This is a genomic window from Bradyrhizobium lablabi, from assembly GCF_900141755.1.
Lineage (GTDB): Bacteria > Pseudomonadota > Alphaproteobacteria > Rhizobiales > Xanthobacteraceae > Bradyrhizobium > Bradyrhizobium lablabi_A.
The window spans coordinates 4827867-4848160 of sequence record NZ_LT670844.1; the positions used below are offsets into that span (position 1 = coordinate 4827867).

The window sequence follows — 20294 nt, forward strand, 5'->3', positions numbered from 1 at the left end:
GAACCATGCCAGCGAAAGCAGGCCGCGGCGAGCCGAGCGTCCGCAGACATCGCTATCGCCCGACGTAGACGGGGGCACGGTTTTCGCGAAGCGAGCGGAGATATTCCTGACGATCCTCGCTTCGCAGCAGGCGCGCGAATTCCGGTTGCAATGTCGCCAGCGCCAGCCTTTCGCCCTCGCTGAGCGCGCGGCGAGCCGACACAAGCAGGGCGTGCACCCCGAGCGGAGCGGCGGCGGCAACCTGCCTTGCAAATTCGACGGCCCGATCGAGCTGCTTATCCGGCGCGGTCACCTCCTGCACGAGCCCCATGCGATAGGCGTCGTCGGCGTGCCAGTCCTGGCCGGTCAGCATGTAGCGCATCGCATTTCCCCATCCGGCTTCGCGAACGAAGCGAATGGTTGCGCCGCCACCCGGAAACGATGCGGCGACCGCTTCTCCCTGGTTGAAAACGGAATCTTGTGCCGCGATCCTTATGTCGGCTGCCAGGAAGATTTCGTGAGCGACCCGCGTGACACGCCCTTGCACGGCGACGATGAGCGGCTTGGAGCGCTCCGGCCCGGCGGTACCGACCGGGTCGATGAAATTCGGCGGAGCCTGAAACGGTCCCGCACGCAAGCCGGCGCCCCAGGATTGAAGGTCGAGGCCTTGCGAAAAATCCGGTCCCTTGCCGTGGAGCACGGCGACACGAAGATCATTGTCGTGCTCGAACTCGTAATACGCCTGGCCCAAGGCGTTGAATGTCGGAATATCGATACGGTTCTGCGCCTCCACCCGATCGATACCGATCAGCAGCACGCCGGTGGGCAGACGATCGAGGCTGATGGTGCTCTTGCCTTGCGGTAGTACCGGCGCCGGGCCGTTTGCCGGCGCCCCCGATTGGGCAACCGCAGGGCCCGGCGCGGCCAATCCGGCGGCGGCCGTTCCGAAAAGGGTGAGAACGTCGCGGCGGGCGATATCTGTTTCAGGCTTGCCGGAAGTTGCCATCGCGATTGCTCCTCGAAATTGCACCGCCCGCGGCGGTTTTTCCACCGCCAGGCCGCAAAATGGGTCTGGACATTGGCGCGGACGCCGATGCAAACTTTCGGTACGATGTGGTACCAGTCTGCCTGGATATAAGGTACGGCTTCGTACCATGCAAGGGTCCTTTTGTGCCGATGAAAAAAAATGCGCCCGCTGAGCCCGGCCCTCCCACCGAGACGCCGATTTGCGATCGCATCATCGGTGCCGCGTTCGCGGCATTCATGGAGCACGGTTACGGCAACACCACCATGCTAGAGATCGCGACACGAGCCAAAGTGTCGAAGCGCGATCTCTATGCGAGCTTTTCCAACAAGCAGACGGTGCTGCTGGCATGCATCGCGAACCGGGCCGCACGGATGCGATTGCCGCCGGACCTGCCCGTGCCGCGCGACCGCAAAATGCTTGGCGCCACGCTGACGATGCTGGGACAGACCGTGCTTCGGGAAGTCAACGATCCGGCCGTCACCGCCATCTATCGGCTAGCGGTCGCCGAGGCCGAACATTCACCCGAGGCGGCCGAAACCCTCAATGCCAGCCGGTCGGGCAATCGTGGCGCGGTGGCCGACCTGATTGCCAAGGCGCAGGCGAACGGAATTCTGGGACCCGGCGATCCGCCGCAAATGATGGAGCAATTCTTCGCGATGCTATGGGGCGATCTGATGTTAAGCCGGCTCTTGGGCGCCGTCGGTGTGCCCAAACCCGCCGAGATCGACCGCAGAGCGCGAGGCGCGACGGAAGCATTTCTCAAGCTATATGGGATTCCGGCGTCCGACCGTCGATGATGCCGTGCAAATCGCGAAGCGGTACATTTTTTGCGAGCAGGACTGGACGGGCCGGCTTCGCACCCGCCGACCGCGCCGACATGGTGAAAGACGGCAAGGTGGTCGTGACCTGCGAGTTCTGCTGGTCGGTATATGAGTTTACGCCGCAGGAAGCGGGAGTGGAATAGGGGCTTTCAGGCTGCAATCTGCCATGAACCGCTCGACGAACGAGACGAATGCACGCGCCTTGGTGCTGGCGAGGCGGCCCGTCGGATAGACTGCGGCCAGATTGGTCGGCGGCAAGGCCCAGTCTTCCAGAATCGCCACAAGCTTTCCGGATCGCAGCTCGGGCGAGAACGCCCACTCCGAACATACCCCTATTCCCATGTCACAATTCACCGCCTGCCGCAGGCCTTCTGCCGCGGTCACTTTCAACCGCCCTTGGAGAGCCACCGACACCTCCTCAGTGCCCTTCCGAAACGTCCAGGCTTCATCTCCACCGCCGCCTGTGTAAATGACCGTCTGATGGCTGATCAGTTCGCCGGGGGACATGGGGGTTCCATGGCGCTGAAGATACGCAGGCGTGGCCACCACGACACGGCGGCCCTCGGCTATCCGGCGCGCGGTCATGTTCGAATCCGGCATCGGCCCGATTCGGAGCGCAACATCGATACCCTCATTGACGAGATCCACGACCCGGTCGTCGAGAACAAGCTCAACATCGAGATCAGGGTGTTCGGCTAGAAACGCCGACAATTGAGGAATCACATGGAGCCGTCCAAAGAAAACCGATGTCGACACCCGAAGCTTGCCTGAGAGGCCGGACGCGCTCGCTCGCGCCGCCACCACCGCCTCGTCGGCCTCCTCGATCATCCGCTTCGCACGCTCATAAAAAATCCGGCCGGCCTCGGTCGGGAGCACACTGCGCGTCGAACGCATCAGCAAGCTAACTCCCAGCCATTCCTCAAGCTGGACAACAGCCTTCGACACGGCCGGCTGTCCGATACGTTGATGCCGAGCCACCGCCGAGAACGAGCCGGTATCGACGACGCGCACGAAGATTTCCAATGCCGCTAGTCTGTCCATTTAGCGCTCCATCAGGAAAAACGCCACTGCTCCTTCCTGCGCCTTCTACCACGAAATGGAATAGGAAGGGCGCTCAAGCTTGATGGAGGTGAACCGATCGATCGCTGCTTTTGCCTAGAGCATGATCCGGAAAAGTGGCTACCGGTTTTCCGAAAAGATCATGCTCAAACAAAAAGATCGAGCGGGATGACGATTCGAAGAAAAGTCATCACGCTCTAGAACGCGATCTGGGTGCGCATCACAACCGCATCGACTTCGCACCCTTCCCCGTCAGCTCCTATTGCGACATCGATCGACAATCGAAGCGATGAGCGCAGTTACTGCCACGGACTCTCACTGCGCCCATTTGCGGGCTCTGTCATAGCTTGTGAGCGCCGGCCTAATGCTTCGCTGACGCGCGCGCATGATGTCTCGACGGCGCGCGCGCATATGAGCCGCCTACAGACGTCATAGCGCCGGCCCACGTGCTTCTGCCGGAACCAACGCCCAAGCTCTGGTAAAACGCCTGCATGCCGGGTTCTTGGACGGCCTGTTGTGCAATTGCTGGGGTCGCGATCACCGCCGACAGAATCGCGGCCACGCTGAGAAGTTTGAATTTAGTCATCGTCGAATCCCTTCGGGTAAACCCATGCCGAGAATGTGAACTTCGCCAACCCTCGCGAGGTTGTCGTGCAAGCTCGCCTTTATCTCGGACAGATACGACCTGAACCGCGACTGTCAATGGAATGACAGCCATCATATAACGGCATGGCTTAGATCTGCGCCGCCGACGACCGTCAGCGCGGAACGCGTGCCGAGACCGCTTGATAGGTTACGGAATGATCCGGTCGCGTCGAAAATCCGAAAACATCCGAAGAAACATCTCCTCGGTGTCAACTAGCTCGTGGAATCCGAAACGGCGGGCCTTGCTGGTATCGGAGACGATATCGTAGTCGGAAGCGAATACGCCGTCCGGATAGCCCCAGGCCGCAATCTCTTCGAAGCGGTATTTCTGCAATCCGTTTTTTTCGACGATCCGATCCCAGATCGGGCCCTTGTCGGCCATCGATCGCGAAAGGTTGATGTGTCGTGGCGGAGCCAGCTCCATGTCGAAGAAATTGGCGAATCTAGGCCAGAGATTCTGCCATCTGATAAGATCACTATTGGTGATGTTAAAGGCCTGGTTCGCGCATTTCGGATCGGTCGCCATCCACTCGACGGCCTTTGCCAGCAGAGCCGCATCCGTGCATTGGTAGAGTGCGGTATAGGCGCCTGGCTTGCCTGGAAAGCTGAGCGGCAGCCCCAAGGCCTTGCAGATGTTCGCATAGACAGCGATCGCCAAGGTCAGGTTCATCGGGCCTCCCGTGGAGAAACCGCAGACCGCGTGCGGACGCCCCACCGACCACGTCCAGCGCTTGCCTTTCTGGAGTTGTTCGAGAAAGTCCTGCTGGTCGTAATAGAAATTCGGCGGCATGTGCCGCGGATCGTCCTCCTTGGTCGGAGTTTTGTAGGGACCGAGGTGGTTTCCGTACCACCTGGTGCCCTGAGAGAGATGGACATGCTCGAGCGCTCCCGAGGCAGCCTCGACGGTCTTTACGAGGTTGAAGAACATGTTGGCGTTCGCCGACACCGTCTCACCGGGATCGGCGCGCTCCGTGATCGCCAGATAGAACAGGTGGGAGATATCAGTGAGGGGGGCGAGTTTTGCCCGACAGTCGGCCGGATCGAGAAGATCCACGGCGACGTGCCTATAGTTGCCGGGGATCTTCGGTTTGCGGCGCGACACCGCAACGACATCCCAGCCGCCCTGCTCCAGCAGGTGAGTTAGCATATAACCGCCGGCCAGGCCGGAGGCCCCTGTGACAAGTGCGGTACGCTTCGCCTTCGACATCTGTCGTCTCTCCTTTACCTCACCCCGAGATCAGGGCCGCAACTTCACTTCCGCCGCGCCGCCTGGGCTTCGGCCGATCAAACCTGACCTCTCAAACTTGACCTCGCCCGCCATCGACGAACAGTTCGATGCCCGTGACGAAGCTGGAATCGTCCGAGGCCAGGAATACCGCTGCCTTGGCGACTTCGTCCGGCTCTCCTATGCGTCCCATCGGAATGGTGGCGACGATCCTTGCAATGATGTCCGGCGGTTGGAGATCCATCAGGGGCGTCTTGATCGGACCGGGGCTCAGGACGTTCGAGCGAATGCGACGGTCCTTCAACTCCACGGTCCAGGTTCGCACCAGATTGCGAACCGCCGCCTTGGTCGCGCCGTAGGTACCGAAGGAAGCTGTGCCTTTGACGCTTGCGACGGAGCCGATGAGAATGATCGACCCTCCATCGTTCATCAGGGGCAAGGCCTTTTGCACCGTGAATAGCGTGCCCTTCACGTTGAGATCGAAGAGCTTGTCGAAATGCTCCTCAGTGAGGCTCGCCAAGGGAGCGAATTCGCCGATGCCGGCATTGGCGACCAGGACATCGATCTTTCCCTTCGCCTTCACGGTCTCGTACAGTCGATCGAGGTCCGGAAGTTTGGAGACGTCCCCCCGGACGCCTACGACGTTGCTGCCGATCGCCTTCACCGCCTCGTCGAGTTCCTTTTGGCGGCGCCCCGTTATGAAGACGTAGGCGCCTTCATCGACGAACCGCTTCGCCGTCGCGAAACCTATGCCCGCGGTGCCTCCGCTAACCACGGCCACCTTGCCCTGCAACTTGCTCATTATCGTCAGTCCTTTTGCTGGCGAATCTCGTCGACACGGTCGGTGTAGAAGGCGACGTAATCCTTGATGAGCGCCATCGCTTCAAATGGGGTCTCGTACGTCCACACCGCATTGAGGGAGCGATCCCCGCCGGAGGGAATGCTGTAGTAGGAAGCCTCGCCCTTGTAGGGGCAATACGTCGTGTGTTCGCTACGCGCGAGCGCGGCCATATCGACATCGCGACGGGGGATGTACTGAACGGGCGGATAGGACGCCTCGCGAAGCGTCAACGCATCGCGTGTGTCGGCGATAATTTTTCCGCCGACTTTGACCACGACGCGAGATGGGTTCGCTTCGATCGAAATAGGGTGGTCGGGCCCCGGAATCTTCACCGGCTTGTCAGCCATGGTCTGTCTCCTTCTGAATTGGAGGCGGGTCGCGTCAATCCTCAGGCGCTGATCAGTCGAGTGCCGGCTTGATAGCGTTGCAATGCCATCACGCCCCGGCCCTCCGGATCCTGATTGTCGGCACCACCCGAAACGCCGCGGTTAGCCGGCCGGCCGAGCGTCGCCCGGCCAGCCGACAGCTCCTGCGCGACCTCGGCCACTCGGCGGCCAAGGAACTCCGCCGTCCGAAGATCGGAGGACGGCGGGGCAACATCGCCGCTCTGGTCCATGTCGGCCTGGCCGGCCATCCCCAGCGTGTAGCTGTCGCGGTTGAGGATGTCCTCGTTGGTGTAGGAGCGATTATTCCCATAGTTCATCCCGAGATTGACCCAATGCATCTGGTGCTGGGCCGCAAATGTCATCAGCTGGACCAGCGAGTTCTGCTTGTCGCCGCCGCGGGAGGCGCCATTGGTGAAGCCTGCGGCGACTTTGCCTTCCCAGCGCTTCTCGACATATTGGAGACGCGAGGTTGCATCCATGAACGCTTTGAACGGTGCTGACAGGCTACCCATGTAGGTGGGAGCGCCCATGATGATGGCGTCTGCGCCATCGAGAAGCTCCCATCGGCCGGGCGCCTGTTCGGCGGTGACAAGTTCTACGCTGGCGCCATTGATGGCCGCTGCACCACGCGCGACTGCCTCGGCGATCTTCACGGTGTGACCATATCCGCTGTGATAGACGACGACGATTTTGACTGGAACTGACATGGGTCCTCTTGGTTCGGGGTCAGGTCCGACGACGGCGGCAAGAGCGGCGCGTCGGGCATTGGGGTTGGGTCGAAACTTAACTGATCGCGAATCCCTCGTAGCCTCGTTCGGCGCTTTCCCTGCATTTTGCCAGGTAGGCCGGCAGACCACCGGTGAAGGCCAGCATCTCGCGCGGCTTGCCGGGAATGTTCGCGCCGAGATACCAGGAGTCGGCGCGTGGGAAGAGGGTAGCGTCCGCCAGTTCGAGCACTTGCGCTCGCCACGCTTCCTCCGCGGCGACCGTTGCCTCGATCCGCGTGTGATTGCGTTGGCGAAGGTGATCCAGCAGTCGAGCGACCCAGTCTCCCTGTACCTCGGCGCAAGTCGGCCCGTTGCAGAACGCGTTCGGGCTTTGCGGGCCGTAAACGAACAGGAGATTCGGAAAGCCCGCCACGGCCATTCCGAGATGGGCGCGAACGCCCTTCGCCCACTTCTCCCGCAGCGTCTCGCCCTGCGTGCCGCGGATATCGATGCTGGTCAGCCCGCCGGTCACCGCGTCAAAGCCGGTGGCCAGCACAAGAATGTCCAGGTCATGCTCGCCGGCCGTCGTCCTGATCCCGCTGCGCGTCACTCTTTCGATGGGGGCGGTGCGGAGATCAACGAGACTCACATTGTCTCGATTGAAGACCTCATAAAAGTGCTGTTCAAGGGACGGCCGCTTGACGCCGAAGGGGTGAATCGGCTCCGTGGGCGCGAGCATCTCGGCAACGGCAGGATCGTTGATCCGCGCCCGCGTTTTGTCGCGCCAGAATTTATAGGCGGCACGGTTGGCTTCTTCATTCACAAAAATGTCGTTGAACGTGCCAAGCCATGGCGCAAAGCCACCCATCTCCCACAGCCGCTCGAAGATCGCTTGCCGCTCGTCATCGGACACCTCGAACGCAGACTTCGCAAGGAAATCGTAGTCGAACCCGGCGAAGGTCTTCGTGCGCCTGTCATATATCTCCGGATACTTTTCCTTCATGCGGCGAATTGTGTCGTCGTCGAGCTTCGTCTGTCGCATCGGTAACGCCAAATTCGGCGTGCGCTGGAAGACCGTGAGGTGAGCCGCCACGCCGGCGGCTTCCTGAGCCACCTGCACGCCGCTCGCCCCCGTACCGACGACCCCGACCCGCTTGCCGGCCATATCAAGACCCTGCTGCGGCCAAAGCGCGGTGTGATGGCGCTCGCCTGCGAAATCGCTCAGGCCTGGCAGGTCCGGTACGTAGGGCTTCGAACCGAAACCGGTGCAGAGCACGAAATAGCGAGCACTTGCGACGGAGCCATCGTTTGACCGGACAATCCAACGATTGCGCGCCGGGTCGAACTCCGCCTCATTCACGCGTCTGTTGAAGCGAATGTCCCGACTGAGGCCGAGTTTTTCGTCTACGTAGCGGAAATACTCGCGGAGTTCCTGCCACGACGGATAGAGTTCGCTGAACTGCCATTTCCGCCACAGGTCGTCGCGCGAATATTGATAGATCGGGCCGGAAGAATCGACGCGGGCCCCGGGATAACAATTCCAATACCAGACGCCGCCAAGACCGCCCCCGGCCTCAAACACTTGAACGGCCATGCCCATGCTGCGCAGACGGTCAAGCAGATAGAGGCCGGCGAATCCCGCGCCGACGATGATGACGTCGAGATCCTGGCTCCCGCCATTGTCCGTCCGTTTCGCGTTAGTCGTGCTCATATGGTTTGATTCCTTCCCGGACAGGATCAGTTAGCGGTGGGGCGCCCGGAAACCCGAGGGCATTTCGTTTGAGCCGAGCTATCTATTCACCGCGTCGCCGGAAGGCGCGGAAAGGGATATGGCTTATTCCAATGGAGCCCTAAATGCGGAGGCTTGCTGCCAGGACGCCGGGGAGGGCCGGGGCAAAACGACACGTCGAATAATTTCGGAATTTCCGAATTTTACTTGACGGCGGGGTAGCGCGGGGAATGCCGGGTTGTTCCGATGTGACCGTGGTGACTAACTCGCGTGTTTTTTTCTACACGCGAGGCTGCGGGCGCATCGAGCGCCCGGCATTCCCTGCGCCCTCTTCATTCAGAGGGCGGAATGTTCTTGCAAAACCTCGCGCAAAACACGCGGCGAGATCGCGAAGCTGCGGCTGTTTGAAATTGAATCCGTAGCCACCCCTCCACTGTCATCACCCGCCACCGGGTCGGCGCAACGCGCCGCCCGATGACAGGCTCCGGCGGGTGATCCAGTATTCCAGAGACATCAGCAATAGAACCGAAAAGCCGCGGCGTACTGGATACCCCGCATGCGCGGGGTATGACAGCTGTTGTGAAGCGGCGAAGTGCCCGAAGCTAGTTCAACACCCGCTTGATGTCCGGGCTGTCGAGCGAGAACGTCGGCACGTCGATCTCGAACCGCTCGCCGCTCTCGCTCACCATTTGATAGCGCCCGGTCATGAAGCCGGACGTGGTCGGAAGCGGCACGCCGCTGGTATATTCGAAGCGCTCGCCCGGGGCGAGCACCGGCTGCTCGCCGACCACGCCCTTGCCGGGAACTTCTTTTTTGTGGCCTGAGGCGTCGGTGATGATCCAGAACCGGCTCAGCAGTTGTACCGTCTCCTCGCCGTTATTGGTGATGACGATGGTGTAGGACCAGAAATATTCATGCTTTTCGACCGACGAGCGGTCCGGCATGAAATGCGGCTCGACGGTGACTTCGATCTGGCGGGTAACGGCGCGGTACATGCGTACGATGTTCCAGAATCCTCAAGGCGGCATCTTAGCGAAAAGTTCGCGCGGAACCAATCGCCCGCCCGGCATGGCGGCATCCCCGCGGGCAGAAATCTTAAGATCGCCGTTTCAACACAGTTCCAACCTAAAGCGCTCCCGCGCGGCCGCGGCCCGCGTCGCTTGCTTGCAACTGCAGGGCCGATACTATCGGCCGAAGCAAGCTTTCGTGCCGGGCAAGTGCGCAACGCGACTGCCCAAAACCGGTGCCAGATGACGTCAATTGCCGATCGAATCGCCGGACCACCGCTCGCGACGCAGGCGGCTGCGCTTGCCTCCGACGCTGCAGCTGCGCCGGCGCTGCCGACGTTCTCGCTTCCTGTGGGCGGCGAGCGCGAATTGCGGCTCGATCTGTTTCGAGGGCTCGCGCTGTGGCTGATCTTCATCGACCACCTGCCGCCCAATATCCTGACCTGGTTCACGCTCCGCAATTACGGCTTCAGCGACGCCACCGAAATCTTCATCTTCATCTCCGGCTACACCGCGGCCTTTGTCTACGGCCGCGCCATGCTGGAGGTCGGCTTCGTGGTCGCGACCGCGCGCATCCTGCGCCGGGTCTGGCAGATCTATGTCGCGCATGTGTTCCTGTTCACGATCTTTCTGGCGGAGATTTCCTATGTCGCCACCAGTTTCGAGAACCCGCTTTATTCCGAAGAAATGGGGATCATGGATTTCTTGAAACAGCCCGACGCCACCATCGTCCAGGCGCTGCTGTTGCGATTCCGGCCCGTCAACATGGACGTGCTGCCGCTCTATATCGTGCTGATGCTGTTTCTCCCCGTGATCCTGTGGCTGATGAGATGGAAGGCCGACATCGCGCTGGCGCTCTCGGTTCTGCTGTATGCCCTGACCTGGCATTATGACTGGTATCTGTCGGCCTATCCGAACGGCTACTGGGCCTTCAACCCGCTCGCCTGGCAATTATTGTTCGTATTCGGCGCCTGGTGCGCGCTCAGCGGCGCCAAGCGGATGACGCGGCTTCTCTCCTCGCCGGTCACGCTGTGGATTTCTTTTGCCTATCTGTTCGCGGCGTTCTTGGTGACGCTGACCTGGTACATCCCGCAATTGAACCATCTGATGCCGCGGCTACTCGAACAATGGATGTATCCGATCGACAAGACCGATCTCGACGTGCTGCGGTTCGCGCATTTTCTGGCGCTGGCGGCGATCACTGTGCGTTTCCTGCCGAGGGACTGGCCCGGATTGAAATCGCCCTGGCTCAAGCCGCTGATCCTGTGCGGGCAGCATTCCCTTGAGATTTTCTGCCTCGGTGTCTTCCTGGCGTTTGCCGGGCATTTTGTCCTTGCCGAGGTTTCCGGCGGTGCAGCACTGCATTTCGTTATCAGTATTTCCGGAATCCTGATCATGTGCGCCGTGGCCTGGGTTATTTCGTGGTACAAGCACTCCGCCGACAAGGGTGCCTCACGCACAAAAAGCACCGGCGGCAATGCTGATTTGGCAGGAGGGGGTTGATGAACTCAGGAGCCATCCTGGGCCTGATGCTGTTGGCCGGTCTTTTGACCGCGGCGCCCGCGCGCGCCGAAGATGCCCCCGCGCCCGCCCAGGATGCGCCTGCGCGCGCCCAAGATACGCCTGCGCGCCCCGGAGATGCGCCGCAAAGCTGCGAGGTCCCGGAATACCTGCTCGCGACCGATAGCGCGCTTCCCAAGGTCACGGAGGCCGTAAAGAGCCGCCATTTGCTGGATATTCTGGTGATCGGGAGCCGCTCGTCGACCCTCAACACCGCCGAGGGATTGGCCTATCCGGACCGGCTGCAGGCGATGCTGCGCGAGAAGCTGCCCTCGGTTACGGTCAACCTGTCCGTAGAACTGCAGGTAAAGAAGACCGCCGAAGAATTAGCCCCCGGCCTCGCCAAGCTTTTGGAAGGCAAAAAGCCTACCCTGGTTATCTGGCAGACCGGCACCGTCGATGCGGTGCGATCGGTCGATCCCGAGGATTTTCGCAGCGCCGTCGACGAAGGGGTTGCTGCGATGCAAAATGCGGGTGCCGACGTGATCCTGATGAATTTGCAATATAGCCCGCGTACCGAGACCATGATTTCCGCGCCGCCATACCTAGATAATATGCGCGTGGTGGCGCAGCAGCACGACGTTCCGCTGTTCGACCGCTTCGCGATCATGCGCCAGTGGAACGAGCAGGGCGATTTCGATCTGTTCAGCACGTTTCATGGCATCGAACTCGCCAAGCGCGTGCACGATTGCCTTGGCCGGGCGCTGTCGAAATTCATCATCGACGCCGCCCATCTCGGCCCAGCCCAGCAGAATTGAGGATTTAGCGTTAATGAGGACTGAGTGTTGATGAGTCTTGCCCGCCCTTTCTTCCGAACGACATCGCTGGCCGTATGCGCCGCCGCGGCGCTTACCCTGCTGTCGCCGGCCTCGACGCCGCCTGCGCGCGCGCAAGCGGCCCAGGCCGCCCGGCAGCCGACGCAATCCGACGTTGCCAAATCCGATAGCGCCAAACCTGACAGCACCCAGCCGCCTGCCGCGCAGACGAACGGCACCGGCAATGGCGCAGCCGTCGACCAGCCAGATCCGTCGCAGCAAAAGAGCCTCACCACCAAGGCGGTAGAAAAGGCAAAACAGGCCGCGAAATCGGCCGGCGATATTTTCGGCCGCGTGCCGTGCCTGCCGCCGAAGGGCGGCGCCAAGTCGATGGGCTCGCTGCCGCATGTGGCGGGCAAGCTCGCTGCGGGGCAGCCGGTGGTGATCGTCGCCTTCGGATCGTCTTCGACGCAGGGCTACGGCACGTCGTCACCCGAATACGCCTATCCCAACCGGCTGGCCGCGCAGCTGCGCCGGCAATATCCGGGCGCCGACATCACCGTTCTCAATCGCGGCAGGGGTGGCGATGATGCGCCCGAGATGATGAAGCGGCTGCAGGCGGAGGTGATCGATGCGAAGCCGGATCTCGTGATCTGGCAGGTCGGCACCAACGCCGTACTGCGCAATCTCGATCCCGCCGAGACCGCCAAGATGGTGGAGGAGGGCGTCGCGCGCATTCAGGCCACGGGTGCCGATGTGGTGCTGGTCGATCCGCAATATTCTCCGCGGGTGACCGAGCGCGCCGAAAGCGCGAGCAAGATGGTCGGGCTGCTCGGCAAGGTCGCCGCGTTGCGCCATGTCGGCATTTTCCCGCGCTTCGAGGTGATGCGCGAATGGCACGAGAAGCAGGCGCTCCCGGTCGAGAGCTTTGTCATTGCCGACGGGCTGCACATGAATGACTGGGGCTACGCCTGCTTCGCGCAACTGCTCGGCGACGACATCATCAAGTCGGTCGGCCAGATCAAGCTCGGCGTCAACGTCCCCGCCGCCGTGCAGAGGTATCGGCCGATGTGAGGTTATGGCGGCACCATTTACAATCGTCGTCCCTGCGAACGCAGGGACCCATACGCCGCGGCGGAGCCGTGGGAAGAAAGTGGGCGACGGCTTCGCTCGCAACGAGCATCGGTGGTTATGGGTCCCTGCTTTCGCAGGGACGACGACGGATTTTTCGTATTCGCCTCACGCCTGCTCCAGCGCCGCCTGCAAATCCTCGATCAGATCATCGGGATGTTCGAGCCCGGCCGAGAACCTGACAAAACCTTCGCTGATGCCGAGTTCGGCGCGCGCTTCCGGTGTCAGCCGCTGATGCGTGGTGGTGGCCGGATGGGTGACGAGGCTCTTGGCGTCGCCGAGATTGTTGGAGATGCGCGAAACCTTCAGCGCGTTGAGGCAGCGGAACGCCGCCGCCTTGCCGCCCTTGACCTCGAAGCCGACCAGCGTCGAGCCGGCGCGCATCTGCTTCTTGACCAAATCGGCCTGCGGATGATCGGCGCGGCCGGGATAGATCAGCCGCGAGATTTTTGGGTGTCGCGCCAGCGCATCCGCGACCTTCGCGGCTGTGTCGGTCTGGGCGCGCACGCGCACCGCAAGCGTCTCCAATCCCTTCAACAGCACCCAGGCGTTGAACGGCGACAGCGACGGCCCGGTCTGACGCATGAAGTTATGCAGGTGCTCGGCAATGAACGCTTCGGAGCTCAAGATCATGCCGCCGAGGCAGCGGCCCTGGCCGTCGATGTGCTTGGTCGCGGAATACACCACGACGTCGGCGCCGAGTGCAAGCGGGCTCTGCCAGATCGGCGTCGCAAACACATTGTCGACGATCAGCCGCGCGCCGGCTTGATGGGCGATTTCCGCGATAGAGGAGATATCGAGCACGTCGAGTGTCGGATTGGTCGGGCTTTCGAGAAAACAGCTCCTGGTGTTCGGCCGCATCGCCTTCTTCCACTGGTCGAGATCGAGGCCGTCGACCAGCGTGGACGCAATGCCGTAGCGCGGCAACAGGTCTTCCACCACATAGCGGCACGATCCGAACATCGCCTTGGAGGCCACCACATGATCGCCGGCTTTCAGGGGGGCCAGCACCGCCGTCGTCACCGCGGCCATGCCGGTCGCGGTCGAGCGGCCGGCTTCGGCGCCCTCGAGCTCGATCATGCGGCGTTCGAACATCGCAATCGTCGGATTGGAATAGCGCGAATAGATGTAGCCGGGGTCCTCGCCCTTGAAGCGCGCCTCGCATTGCTCGGCGCTGTCGTAGACATACCCTTGCGTGAGAAACATCGCCTCGGAGGTCTCGCCGAATTGCGAGCGAAGGGTGCCGGAATGGACCAGCCTTGTTTCGGGGCGGTAGCGGGCGGTGGACGATTTGGATGCGGCAGACTCAGACATGTGACCTCCATCGTGACCACCTTCAAAAATGGTCACAAAAAAACCGGCCTGGAAAATTCCATTGGGCCGGGATCACACGTGTCCCCGGCCTGTTTAGCGACTTATTTAACGTGGCTGCAAGCCGGCCGGCTCAAATCACCACGGGATAAGTCATGCTCTTATTCGCTCGCGCCCTTTCCGTCAAGGCGGCCATCGGATAACCGGTAAAAGGCCCTATTTTCAGCGTCTGGATGGCGAAAGCCGCTTCAAGGACCTTAATCGTGTCGTTCACGCTTCAACCCGACGCCAACGGCATTCTGCCCGACCGCATGATCGCGGCGATGGCCGACGCCGGCCTGATCCTGCCGGCCTATCCCTTTGTCGAAAGCCAGATCCAGCCCGCGAGCCTCGACCTCCGCCTTGGCGACATCGCCTATCGGGTGCGGGCGAGTTTCTTGCCGGGGCCGGGCGCGACGGTGGCCGAGCGCATCGACGAATTGAAGCTGCACGAAATCGATCTCACCGACGGCGCGGTGCTGGAAACCAACTGCGTCTACATCGTGCCGCTACTGGAGTCGCTCGCGCTGCCGCCGGAAATCGTCGCCGCCGCCAACCCGAAAAGCTCGACCGGGCGATTGGACGTGTTCACCCGCGTGATCGCTGACGGCACGCGGCGGTTCGACATGATCGGTGCCGGCTATCACGGCCCGCTCTATGCCGAGATCAGCCCAAAGACTTTCCCGGTGTTGCTGCGCGAGGGATCGCGGCTGTCGCAAGTGCGTTTCCGCACTGGCGATGCCATCCTCAACGCCGACGAGCTCGATGCGCTGCACGATCTGGAGCGGCTGGTCGATATCGATGACGCCGATCTCGCCAATGGCGTGGCGCTCAGCGTCGACCTTTCCGGCGAAAACGCCAACGGCTTTGTCGGCTATCGCGCCAAGCGCCATACCGGCGTGGTCGATATCGACCGCCGCGGCGGCTACGCGGTCGATGAATTCTGGGAAGCGATTTCGGCCCGGCCTGACGGCAGCCTCATTCTCGATCCCGGCGAATTCTATATTCTCGCATCGAAAGAAGCCGTCCAGGTGCCGCCGGATTACGCCGCGGAGATGGTGCCGTTCGATCCGCTGGTTGGCGAGTTTCGCGTGCATTATGCGGGCTTCTTCGATCCCGGTTTCGGTTATGCAGGGGCCGGCGGACAAGGTTCCCGTGCGGTGCTGGAAGTGCGCTCGCGCGAGGTGCCGTTCATCCTCGAGCACGGCCAGATCGTCGGCCGCCTGGTCTACGAAAAAATGCTGGCGCGGCCTGACGCCTTGTACGGCCAGCGCATCGGCTCCAACTATCAGGCCCAGGGCCTGAAGCTGAGCAAGCATTTTCGGGTATAGCCAGCCGCGCAATTCTCCTGCGATGCAGCATTGCTAGGGCCTTCGACGAAATGCGCCTTTCGGTCACCCCGGCCTGATTGTAGCATCGACGCAAAAGGAACCTCGGAGAACTGGTTCCTACGGGGCAAGGAAAAACAACCAGCGAGGGGATAATTCAATGGCCATGGCAATCACACATGGGACGTTGTCCGCATCCGAGCATAGTGCGCAGTTGCGCAAGGCGGTCGTCGCATCAACGATCGGCACTGCCATCGAATGGTACGACTTCTTCCTTTACGGCACGGCTGCAGGGCTCATCTTTGGCAAGCTCTACTTTCCCAACGAAGATGCTCTAACGGCGACGCTCGCGGCCTTTGGTACCTATTTCATCGGCTTCGTCGGGCGTCCGATCGGCGCGGCGATATTTGGTCATTACGGTGATCGCATCGGCCGCAAGGCGACACTCATCGCCACGCTTCTGTTCATGGGTATCGCAACCTTCCTCATCGCCTTCGTGCCTACCTACGCATCAATCGGCATCTGGGGCGCGGTCATCCTCACGGTGTTGCGGATGCTTCAGGGCATCGGCGTCGGCGGCGAATGGGGCGGATCCGTGCTGCTGGCGATGGAATGGTCGCGTACCCATGGTCAACGCGGCTTGGTGGCATCCTGGCCGCAATTCGGCGTGCCGTGCGGCCTGTTCCTGTCAAACCTTGCCGTCCTCGCATTCAGCCGGTTGACGGGCGACCAGTTCAACACCTGGGGCTGGCGGCTTCCATTCGCGCTCTCGATTGTTCTCGTCGGGGTCGGACTATGGATTCGCCTTGGCATCCTTGAGACGCCGGTGTTCCAGCAGCTGCTGGACAACAGGAAGATCGAGAAGACCCCTATCATCGAGGTGTTCAAGAAGCATCCGAAAGAGATCATCCTCTCGGCATTGCTGCGGATCTCCGAGCAAGCGCCGTTCTATATCTTTACCGCATTCATCTTCGCTTACGCGGTCGGTACCTTGCACATGTCGCGCGATCTGATCCTGAGCGCAGTGCTGGCGGCCTCGTGTGTCTCGTTCGTCACCATCCCGCTGTCGGGCCACATCTCCGACCGCATCGGGCGCAGGAAGATGTATCTGATCGGCGCGGCGACGGTGGGCCTGTTCGGCTTCCTGTATTTCGGAATGGTGGACACCGCGATTCCGTCATTAGTGTTCATCGCAATCGTGCTGTCACTGATCCCGCACGACATGCAATACGGGCCGCAGGCAGCTTTGATCGCGGAGGCCTTTACGCCGCGATTGCGCTACAGCGGTGCTTCGCTAGGCTATCAACTTGCGTCGGTGATTGCTGGCGGTCCGGCGCCCCTGATCGCGACAGCCCTATTCGCCACCTATCACTCCGGCTACGCGATTTCCGTCTATATTGCCGTTTGCGCGGTCATAAGCATTGTGGCGGCGTCGTTCATGCCTGACTACACGGGCCAGGACATTTCGAGGGAGTATGACGACTGAAACAAAGGTGCAACGTCGGATGACGGAAGTGGCCGACGCCACGGACGAGGTAACATGGCTGCGGTGGCGCAGCGTCGCCGATCTCTATCACGCCTATTTCACCGGCCTCATCCTGACCGTTGTCACGCGGCGCGGCACGGCGGACGCCGCTGAATTCGTGTTCCGGGTGTTTCGCCGTCAGCAGCAGGAACGTTTCCTGCCGGGCTTAAAAAAACTCGGGCTCAGCCATCTGCCGCCGGCGGTGGCGGCGGCGCAGTATCACTATCTCTCCAATTGGATCGGCGGCGTCCATGTCGAGTACATGCTTGAGACCGATCGCAAGGCCTGGATCCGCTATCCGCCGCCGCGCTGGATCTGGCGCGGGACCGCGATCTGCGGCGTGCCCGGCGAAGTGTCGCGCGCGATGCTGCGCGGCTGGCACGCCAATAACGGCGTTGCGCTTGGCAATCCCAATCTCGGCTTCGTCTGCACCAAGCAAAGCGTCGACGGCCAGGACGGCCTCGAAGGTTTTTACTGCGAATACGATCACGCGCTCGAGCCCGAGCAGCGCCTGGTGTTCGCCCACCATCTCGAAGCGCCGATGTTCGATCCCGCGACGGCGCCGGCCCTGCCGGTTGCGAGCTGGCCGAAACCGCGGCTCGAAAAAGCCTATCGCAATTACGCCATTGAATATGTGCGGACCGCCGCACCCGTGATGGTGCAATTGTTCGGCCCCGAAGATGCCGGCTATCTGTTGCACCTCACCGGCAAACTGATCGGCATGCAATATTTCGACGAGATCGCGCGCGGCTTTTTGTTGCCGCGGGGGACCGCGAAAGAATTCGATAGATTTCTGCGCGCGTTGTTTGAAGCGCAGGACGATGTTGCGGAGGTCGGCGAGGACGATAGCGTCTATGAGTTCCGGCAACTGACCTGGAAGCTGATGGCGGATGTCAGCGATTATCATCCCGCCTGCGCTGGGGTGATCGAGGGCTTGTTCGAGGGGCTCGCCGCCGGCTGCGGTCGCCATATCGCCGTTTCCATGAGATCGGAGGACGCCGGAAAGCCGCCATTTGTGTGGTCGATCAGCTAACCCCGACTTTCCGCTCTGCGGCACATCGACGACGACTTAATTGCGCAGGCGGCCCATGCGCCTGACGCACGTGGAATCGGATTTGATCGTGCTAGGAAGTACCGCGGCGCGGCAGGCAGATCGGGCCGAGGGAGCGAAATTTGCCCGATATTGCCGTCCCCGAGATTCCCGTCGACGAAGAGGAGCGTCCGCTTCCGCCGCCCGAGCCGCGGGCGCGCAACGCGCTGCTCGACGGCCCGATCCTGCGCACGCTGTTGTGGCTCGCGTGGCCGAACGTGATCGCGCTCTCGGCCGGCACCTGCGTGGTGATCGCCGAGACCTCCTATATCGGCCGGTTAGGTGTGGAGTCGCTGGCAGCGATGGCGCTGGTGTTTCCGTTCGTGATCCTGACCATGACCATGTCGGGCGGCGCGATGGGCGGCGGCGTCGCGTCGGCGATTGCGCGCGCGCTGGGCGCCGGCGATGTCGAGCGCGCCTCGACGCTGGCCGCGCACGCGTTGCTGATCGGCATCTCGTTCGGGCTGACCTTCATGCTGGGCATGCTGATCTTCGGGCCGGCGCTGCTAAAATTGCTCGGCGGCCGCGGCACCGTGCTGGCTAACGCCGTCGGCTACGCGCAGATTTTCTTCGGCGGCGCGGTCTTGCCCTGGCTGATGAACACGATGGCAGGCGTTTTGCGCGGCACCGGCAACATGAAGCTGCCGTCGCTGATGATCCTCTCTTCCGCCATCTGCCAGATCATTCTCGGCGGCACGCTCGGCCTCGGCCTTGGCCCGATCCCGCAATTCGGCATGCGCGGTGTCGCCGCGGGTTCGCTGATCGCCTATTCGATCAGCATCTCGGTGATGGCGTGGTATCTGTTTTCCGGACGGGCGCGCGTCGTTCCCAAGATCAGGGGCCTGCGCATCAAGCGCGCGATGTTCTTCGATATTTTAAAGGTCGGCGCGGTTTCCTGTTTCTCGCCGCTGCAGGGGGTGCTCACCATCAGCATCTTCACTCACTTGTTGGCGGGTTTCGGCACCGCGATCCTGGCCGGCTACGGCATCGGCGCGCGGCTTGAATTCATGCTGACCTCGGTGGCATTCGCGACCGGGATTGCATCGGTGCCGATGATCGGCATGGCGATCGGCGCGGGCCGGATCGCGCGTGCGCGGCGGATCGCCTTGACCGCGGGCCTGGTCTCGTTCGTCTCGGTCGGCGTGATCGGCAGCTTTATCGCGATCTTCCCGGATCTCTGGGTCAACATCTTTACCCATGATCCGGGCGTGCGCGCGGCGAGCCGGCAATATCTGGCGACGGCGGCCCCGATGTACGCGTTCATCGGGCTTGCGATGTCGATGTATTTTTCCTCGCAGGGCGCGGCCAAGGTGGTCGGTCCTGTGCTGGCGCAAAGCGCGCGGCTGGTGTTCATCGCGCTCGGCGGCTGGTGGCTGTCGACCCACAACGCGACCGCCGCGAACTTCTTCGCGCTCGCCGCGGCCTCGATGGGCGTGCTCGGCGTGCTGTCGGCCTCCAGCGTCGTTCTGACGCGCTGGGGCCCGAAGGCCGGCCCCGTTCCGCAAGCCAGGCCGGCGATGTCGTAAACTTGTTCAGCGCCGCCGGTGATGGCGATGATGGCCGCCGCCGAAATTGGCCATCTGCATCAATTGCGGAATCATGCTCATCATGCCGCTGCCGCCACCGCCGCCGAGCATGCCCATGTAGTCGCCGCCGCCCATGCCTATGCCGTAGCCTCCCGGCACGTAGCCGCCGCCGAAGCCGCCGGGGATTCCGCCGCCGCCAAGCATTCCGCCAAAGCCGCCGCCACCGCCTTCCATCATCTGGCTCATCATCGGGCCCATGGTCTGCATCAGCTGGCCGAAGCGGCGCTTGCCCATCTTGGCTTTCATCATTTCGAGCATCGGCGCCATCTGGGTCATCATGTCGCCGCCACCGCCGCCGCCGCCGAAGCCTGCGAATTGGGCCTTCGCCGGCGCTGCCGTCAGCGTCAACAGCACGAGCAGCGTGGCTAGTTTGCACACCAGCCTGTCAGCTCCCGTCATGGTCTTTCTCCTCGCGTGCGCAAGCTCCGCGGACGCGGCGCAAACCGGACGCACCAAGCGAGGCTAGCGACCGCGTGCGGCACCCTCTGTGAGAAAGATCACAATCCCGGTCTACGCGGCGTCGCGCCGGCGCATGATCCGCCA

19 protein-coding genes, 1 pseudogene and 1 riboswitch are annotated in these 20294 nt (G+C 62.0%); of the genes and pseudogenes, 9 read left to right on the forward strand and 11 right to left on the reverse strand.

All coding sequences use genetic code 11. The features are described 5' to 3' along the window. Positions 1–52 precede the first annotated feature (52 nt). Positions 53–985 carry a crotonase/enoyl-CoA hydratase family protein gene (locus B5526_RS22435; RefSeq protein ID WP_154071388.1) on the reverse strand — a complete coding sequence of 311 codons (933 nt, stop codon included), beginning with the start codon at positions 983–985 and terminating at the stop codon, positions 53–55. Positions 986–1155: 170 nt separating this feature from the next. Here B5526_RS22435 and B5526_RS22440 point away from each other — a divergent pair, with 170 nt between their 5' ends. Both B5526_RS22440 and B5526_RS39080 read left to right on the forward strand, forming a co-directional pair. Further along, the gene (locus B5526_RS22440; RefSeq protein WP_079541726.1) at positions 1156–1803 is read left to right on the forward strand and encodes a TetR/AcrR family transcriptional regulator; all 648 of its coding nucleotides are present in this window, start codon (positions 1156–1158) and stop codon (positions 1801–1803) included. Positions 1804–1853: 50 nt separating this feature from the next. After that, positions 1854–1970 (forward strand): annotated as a pseudogene (locus B5526_RS39080) (Hsp33 family molecular chaperone HslO); the annotation flags it as partial. Here B5526_RS39080 and B5526_RS22445 read toward each other — a convergent pair. The 7 genes from B5526_RS22445 to apaG form a co-directional block, all read right to left on the reverse strand. Beyond that, positions 1942–2868: a LysR family transcriptional regulator gene (locus B5526_RS22445; RefSeq protein WP_079541728.1), complete on the reverse strand. Its 927-nt coding sequence runs from the start codon at positions 2866–2868 to the stop codon at positions 1942–1944. The pseudogene B5526_RS39080 and the gene B5526_RS22445 overlap by 29 nt on opposite strands. Positions 2869–3679: 811 nt before the next feature. Beyond that, positions 3680–4738 carry an SDR family oxidoreductase gene (locus tag B5526_RS22450; RefSeq protein WP_079541730.1) on the reverse strand — a complete coding sequence of 353 codons (1059 nt, stop codon included), beginning with the start codon at positions 4736–4738 and terminating at the stop codon, positions 3680–3682. Positions 4739–4829: 91 nt separating this feature from the next. Beyond that, positions 4830–5558: an SDR family NAD(P)-dependent oxidoreductase gene (locus B5526_RS22455; protein ID WP_079541732.1), complete on the reverse strand. Its 729-nt coding sequence runs from the start codon at positions 5556–5558 to the stop codon at positions 4830–4832. A 5-nt stretch (positions 5559–5563) separates the two neighbouring features. Continuing rightward, positions 5564–5944, reverse strand: coding sequence for a DUF427 domain-containing protein (locus tag B5526_RS22460; RefSeq protein WP_079541735.1), 381 nt, complete (start codon positions 5942–5944; stop codon positions 5564–5566). 41 nt (positions 5945–5985) lie between these two features. Continuing rightward, complete coding sequence (locus tag B5526_RS22465; protein WP_079541737.1) at positions 5986–6690, reverse strand: flavodoxin family protein; 705 nt, start codon at positions 6688–6690, stop codon at positions 5986–5988. 76 nt (positions 6691–6766) lie between these two features. Beyond that, positions 6767–8401, reverse strand: coding sequence for a flavin-containing monooxygenase (locus B5526_RS22470; RefSeq protein WP_079541739.1), 1635 nt, complete (start codon positions 8399–8401; stop codon positions 6767–6769). Positions 8402–9021: 620 nt separating this feature from the next. Beyond that, positions 9022–9414 carry a Co2+/Mg2+ efflux protein ApaG gene (apaG, locus tag B5526_RS22475; RefSeq protein WP_079541741.1) on the reverse strand — a complete coding sequence of 131 codons (393 nt, stop codon included), beginning with the start codon at positions 9412–9414 and terminating at the stop codon, positions 9022–9024. A 255-nt stretch (positions 9415–9669) separates the two neighbouring features. Between apaG and B5526_RS22480 the strand changes: the two genes are divergently transcribed. From B5526_RS22480 to B5526_RS22490, 3 genes are read left to right on the forward strand one after another with little or no spacing between them, the layout of a single operon-like run. Then, positions 9670–10929, forward strand: coding sequence for an OpgC domain-containing protein (locus B5526_RS22480; RefSeq protein WP_079541743.1), 1260 nt, complete (start codon positions 9670–9672; stop codon positions 10927–10929). After that, positions 10929–11744 carry an SGNH/GDSL hydrolase family protein gene (locus B5526_RS22485; RefSeq protein WP_079541745.1) on the forward strand — a complete coding sequence of 272 codons (816 nt, stop codon included), beginning with the start codon at positions 10929–10931 and terminating at the stop codon, positions 11742–11744. Before B5526_RS22480 ends, B5526_RS22485 begins: the two co-directional genes overlap by 1 nt. A gap of 30 nt (positions 11745–11774) precedes the next feature. Then, complete coding sequence (locus B5526_RS22490; protein ID WP_079541748.1) at positions 11775–12815, forward strand: SGNH/GDSL hydrolase family protein; 1041 nt, start codon at positions 11775–11777, stop codon at positions 12813–12815. A 165-nt stretch (positions 12816–12980) separates the two neighbouring features. Here the strand turns inward: B5526_RS22490 and B5526_RS22495 are convergent, their stop codons facing one another. Beyond that, positions 12981–14186: an O-succinylhomoserine sulfhydrylase gene (locus B5526_RS22495; RefSeq protein ID WP_079541750.1), complete on the reverse strand. Its 1206-nt coding sequence runs from the start codon at positions 14184–14186 to the stop codon at positions 12981–12983. 72 nt (positions 14187–14258) lie between these two features. After that, positions 14259–14338: riboswitch (SAM riboswitch) on the reverse strand. Next, the gene (locus B5526_RS38470) at positions 14317–14457 is read right to left on the reverse strand and encodes a hypothetical protein (RefSeq protein ID WP_172842085.1); all 141 of its coding nucleotides are present in this window, start codon (positions 14455–14457) and stop codon (positions 14317–14319) included. Its footprint overlaps the riboswitch before it by 22 nt. On the opposite strand from B5526_RS38470, the gene B5526_RS22500 reads away from it, so the two are divergent. From B5526_RS22500 to B5526_RS22515, 4 genes are all read left to right on the forward strand, one after another. Then, positions 14417–15553: a 2'-deoxycytidine 5'-triphosphate deaminase gene (locus tag B5526_RS22500; RefSeq protein ID WP_154071389.1), complete on the forward strand. Its 1137-nt coding sequence runs from the start codon at positions 14417–14419 to the stop codon at positions 15551–15553. The genes B5526_RS38470 and B5526_RS22500 overlap by 41 nt on opposite strands. Positions 15554–15710: 157 nt before the next feature. Then, positions 15711–17036: an MFS transporter gene (locus tag B5526_RS22505; RefSeq protein ID WP_079541753.1), complete on the forward strand. Its 1326-nt coding sequence runs from the start codon at positions 15711–15713 to the stop codon at positions 17034–17036. 19 nt (positions 17037–17055) lie between these two features. Next, positions 17056–18108 (forward strand): hypothetical protein, encoded by a 1053-nt coding sequence (locus B5526_RS22510; protein ID WP_079545193.1) that lies wholly within the window; start codon positions 17056–17058, stop codon positions 18106–18108. A gap of 140 nt (positions 18109–18248) precedes the next feature. Then, positions 18249–19691, forward strand: coding sequence for an MATE family efflux transporter (locus tag B5526_RS22515; protein WP_079541756.1), 1443 nt, complete (start codon positions 18249–18251; stop codon positions 19689–19691). 6 nt (positions 19692–19697) lie between these two features. Here B5526_RS22515 and B5526_RS22520 read toward each other — a convergent pair whose 3' ends face one another. Further along, entirely contained in the window at positions 19698–20150 is a 453-nt protein-coding gene (locus B5526_RS22520) for a hypothetical protein (protein ID WP_079541759.1), read from the reverse strand. Positions 20151–20294: the final 144 nt, after the last annotated feature.

Excerpts from the sequence above, each read along its gene's own strand:
- B5526_RS22435 (WP_154071388.1), bottom strand. The coding sequence starts at position 985 with ATGGCAACTTCCGGCAAGCCTGAAACAGATATCGCCCGCCGCGACGTT.
- B5526_RS22440 (WP_079541726.1), top strand. The coding sequence starts at position 1,156 with ATGAAAAAAAATGCGCCCGCTGAGCCCGGCCCTCCCACCGAGACGCCG.
- B5526_RS22445 (WP_079541728.1), bottom strand. The coding sequence starts at position 2,868 with ATGGACAGACTAGCGGCATTGGAAATCTTCGTGCGCGTCGTCGATACC.
- B5526_RS22450 (WP_079541730.1), bottom strand. The coding sequence starts at position 4,738 with ATGTCGAAGGCGAAGCGTACCGCACTTGTCACAGGGGCCTCCGGCCTG.
- B5526_RS22455 (WP_079541732.1), bottom strand. The coding sequence starts at position 5,558 with ATGAGCAAGTTGCAGGGCAAGGTGGCCGTGGTTAGCGGAGGCACCGCG.
- B5526_RS22460 (WP_079541735.1), bottom strand. The coding sequence starts at position 5,944 with ATGGCTGACAAGCCGGTGAAGATTCCGGGGCCCGACCACCCTATTTCG.
- B5526_RS22465 (WP_079541737.1), bottom strand. The coding sequence starts at position 6,690 with ATGTCAGTTCCAGTCAAAATCGTCGTCGTCTATCACAGCGGATATGGT.
- B5526_RS22470 (WP_079541739.1), bottom strand. The coding sequence starts at position 8,401 with ATGAGCACGACTAACGCGAAACGGACGGACAATGGCGGGAGCCAGGAT.
- apaG (WP_079541741.1), bottom strand. The coding sequence starts at position 9,414 with ATGTACCGCGCCGTTACCCGCCAGATCGAAGTCACCGTCGAGCCGCAT.
- B5526_RS22480 (WP_079541743.1), top strand. The coding sequence starts at position 9,670 with ATGACGTCAATTGCCGATCGAATCGCCGGACCACCGCTCGCGACGCAG.
- B5526_RS22485 (WP_079541745.1), top strand. The coding sequence starts at position 10,929 with ATGAACTCAGGAGCCATCCTGGGCCTGATGCTGTTGGCCGGTCTTTTG.
- B5526_RS22490 (WP_079541748.1), top strand. The coding sequence starts at position 11,775 with ATGAGTCTTGCCCGCCCTTTCTTCCGAACGACATCGCTGGCCGTATGC.
- B5526_RS22495 (WP_079541750.1), bottom strand. The coding sequence starts at position 14,186 with ATGTCTGAGTCTGCCGCATCCAAATCGTCCACCGCCCGCTACCGCCCC.
- B5526_RS22500 (WP_154071389.1), top strand. The coding sequence starts at position 14,417 with ATGGCGAAAGCCGCTTCAAGGACCTTAATCGTGTCGTTCACGCTTCAA.
- B5526_RS22505 (WP_079541753.1), top strand. The coding sequence starts at position 15,711 with ATGGCCATGGCAATCACACATGGGACGTTGTCCGCATCCGAGCATAGT.
- B5526_RS22510 (WP_079545193.1), top strand. The coding sequence starts at position 17,056 with ATGACGGAAGTGGCCGACGCCACGGACGAGGTAACATGGCTGCGGTGG.
- B5526_RS22520 (WP_079541759.1), bottom strand. The coding sequence starts at position 20,150 with ATGACGGGAGCTGACAGGCTGGTGTGCAAACTAGCCACGCTGCTCGTG.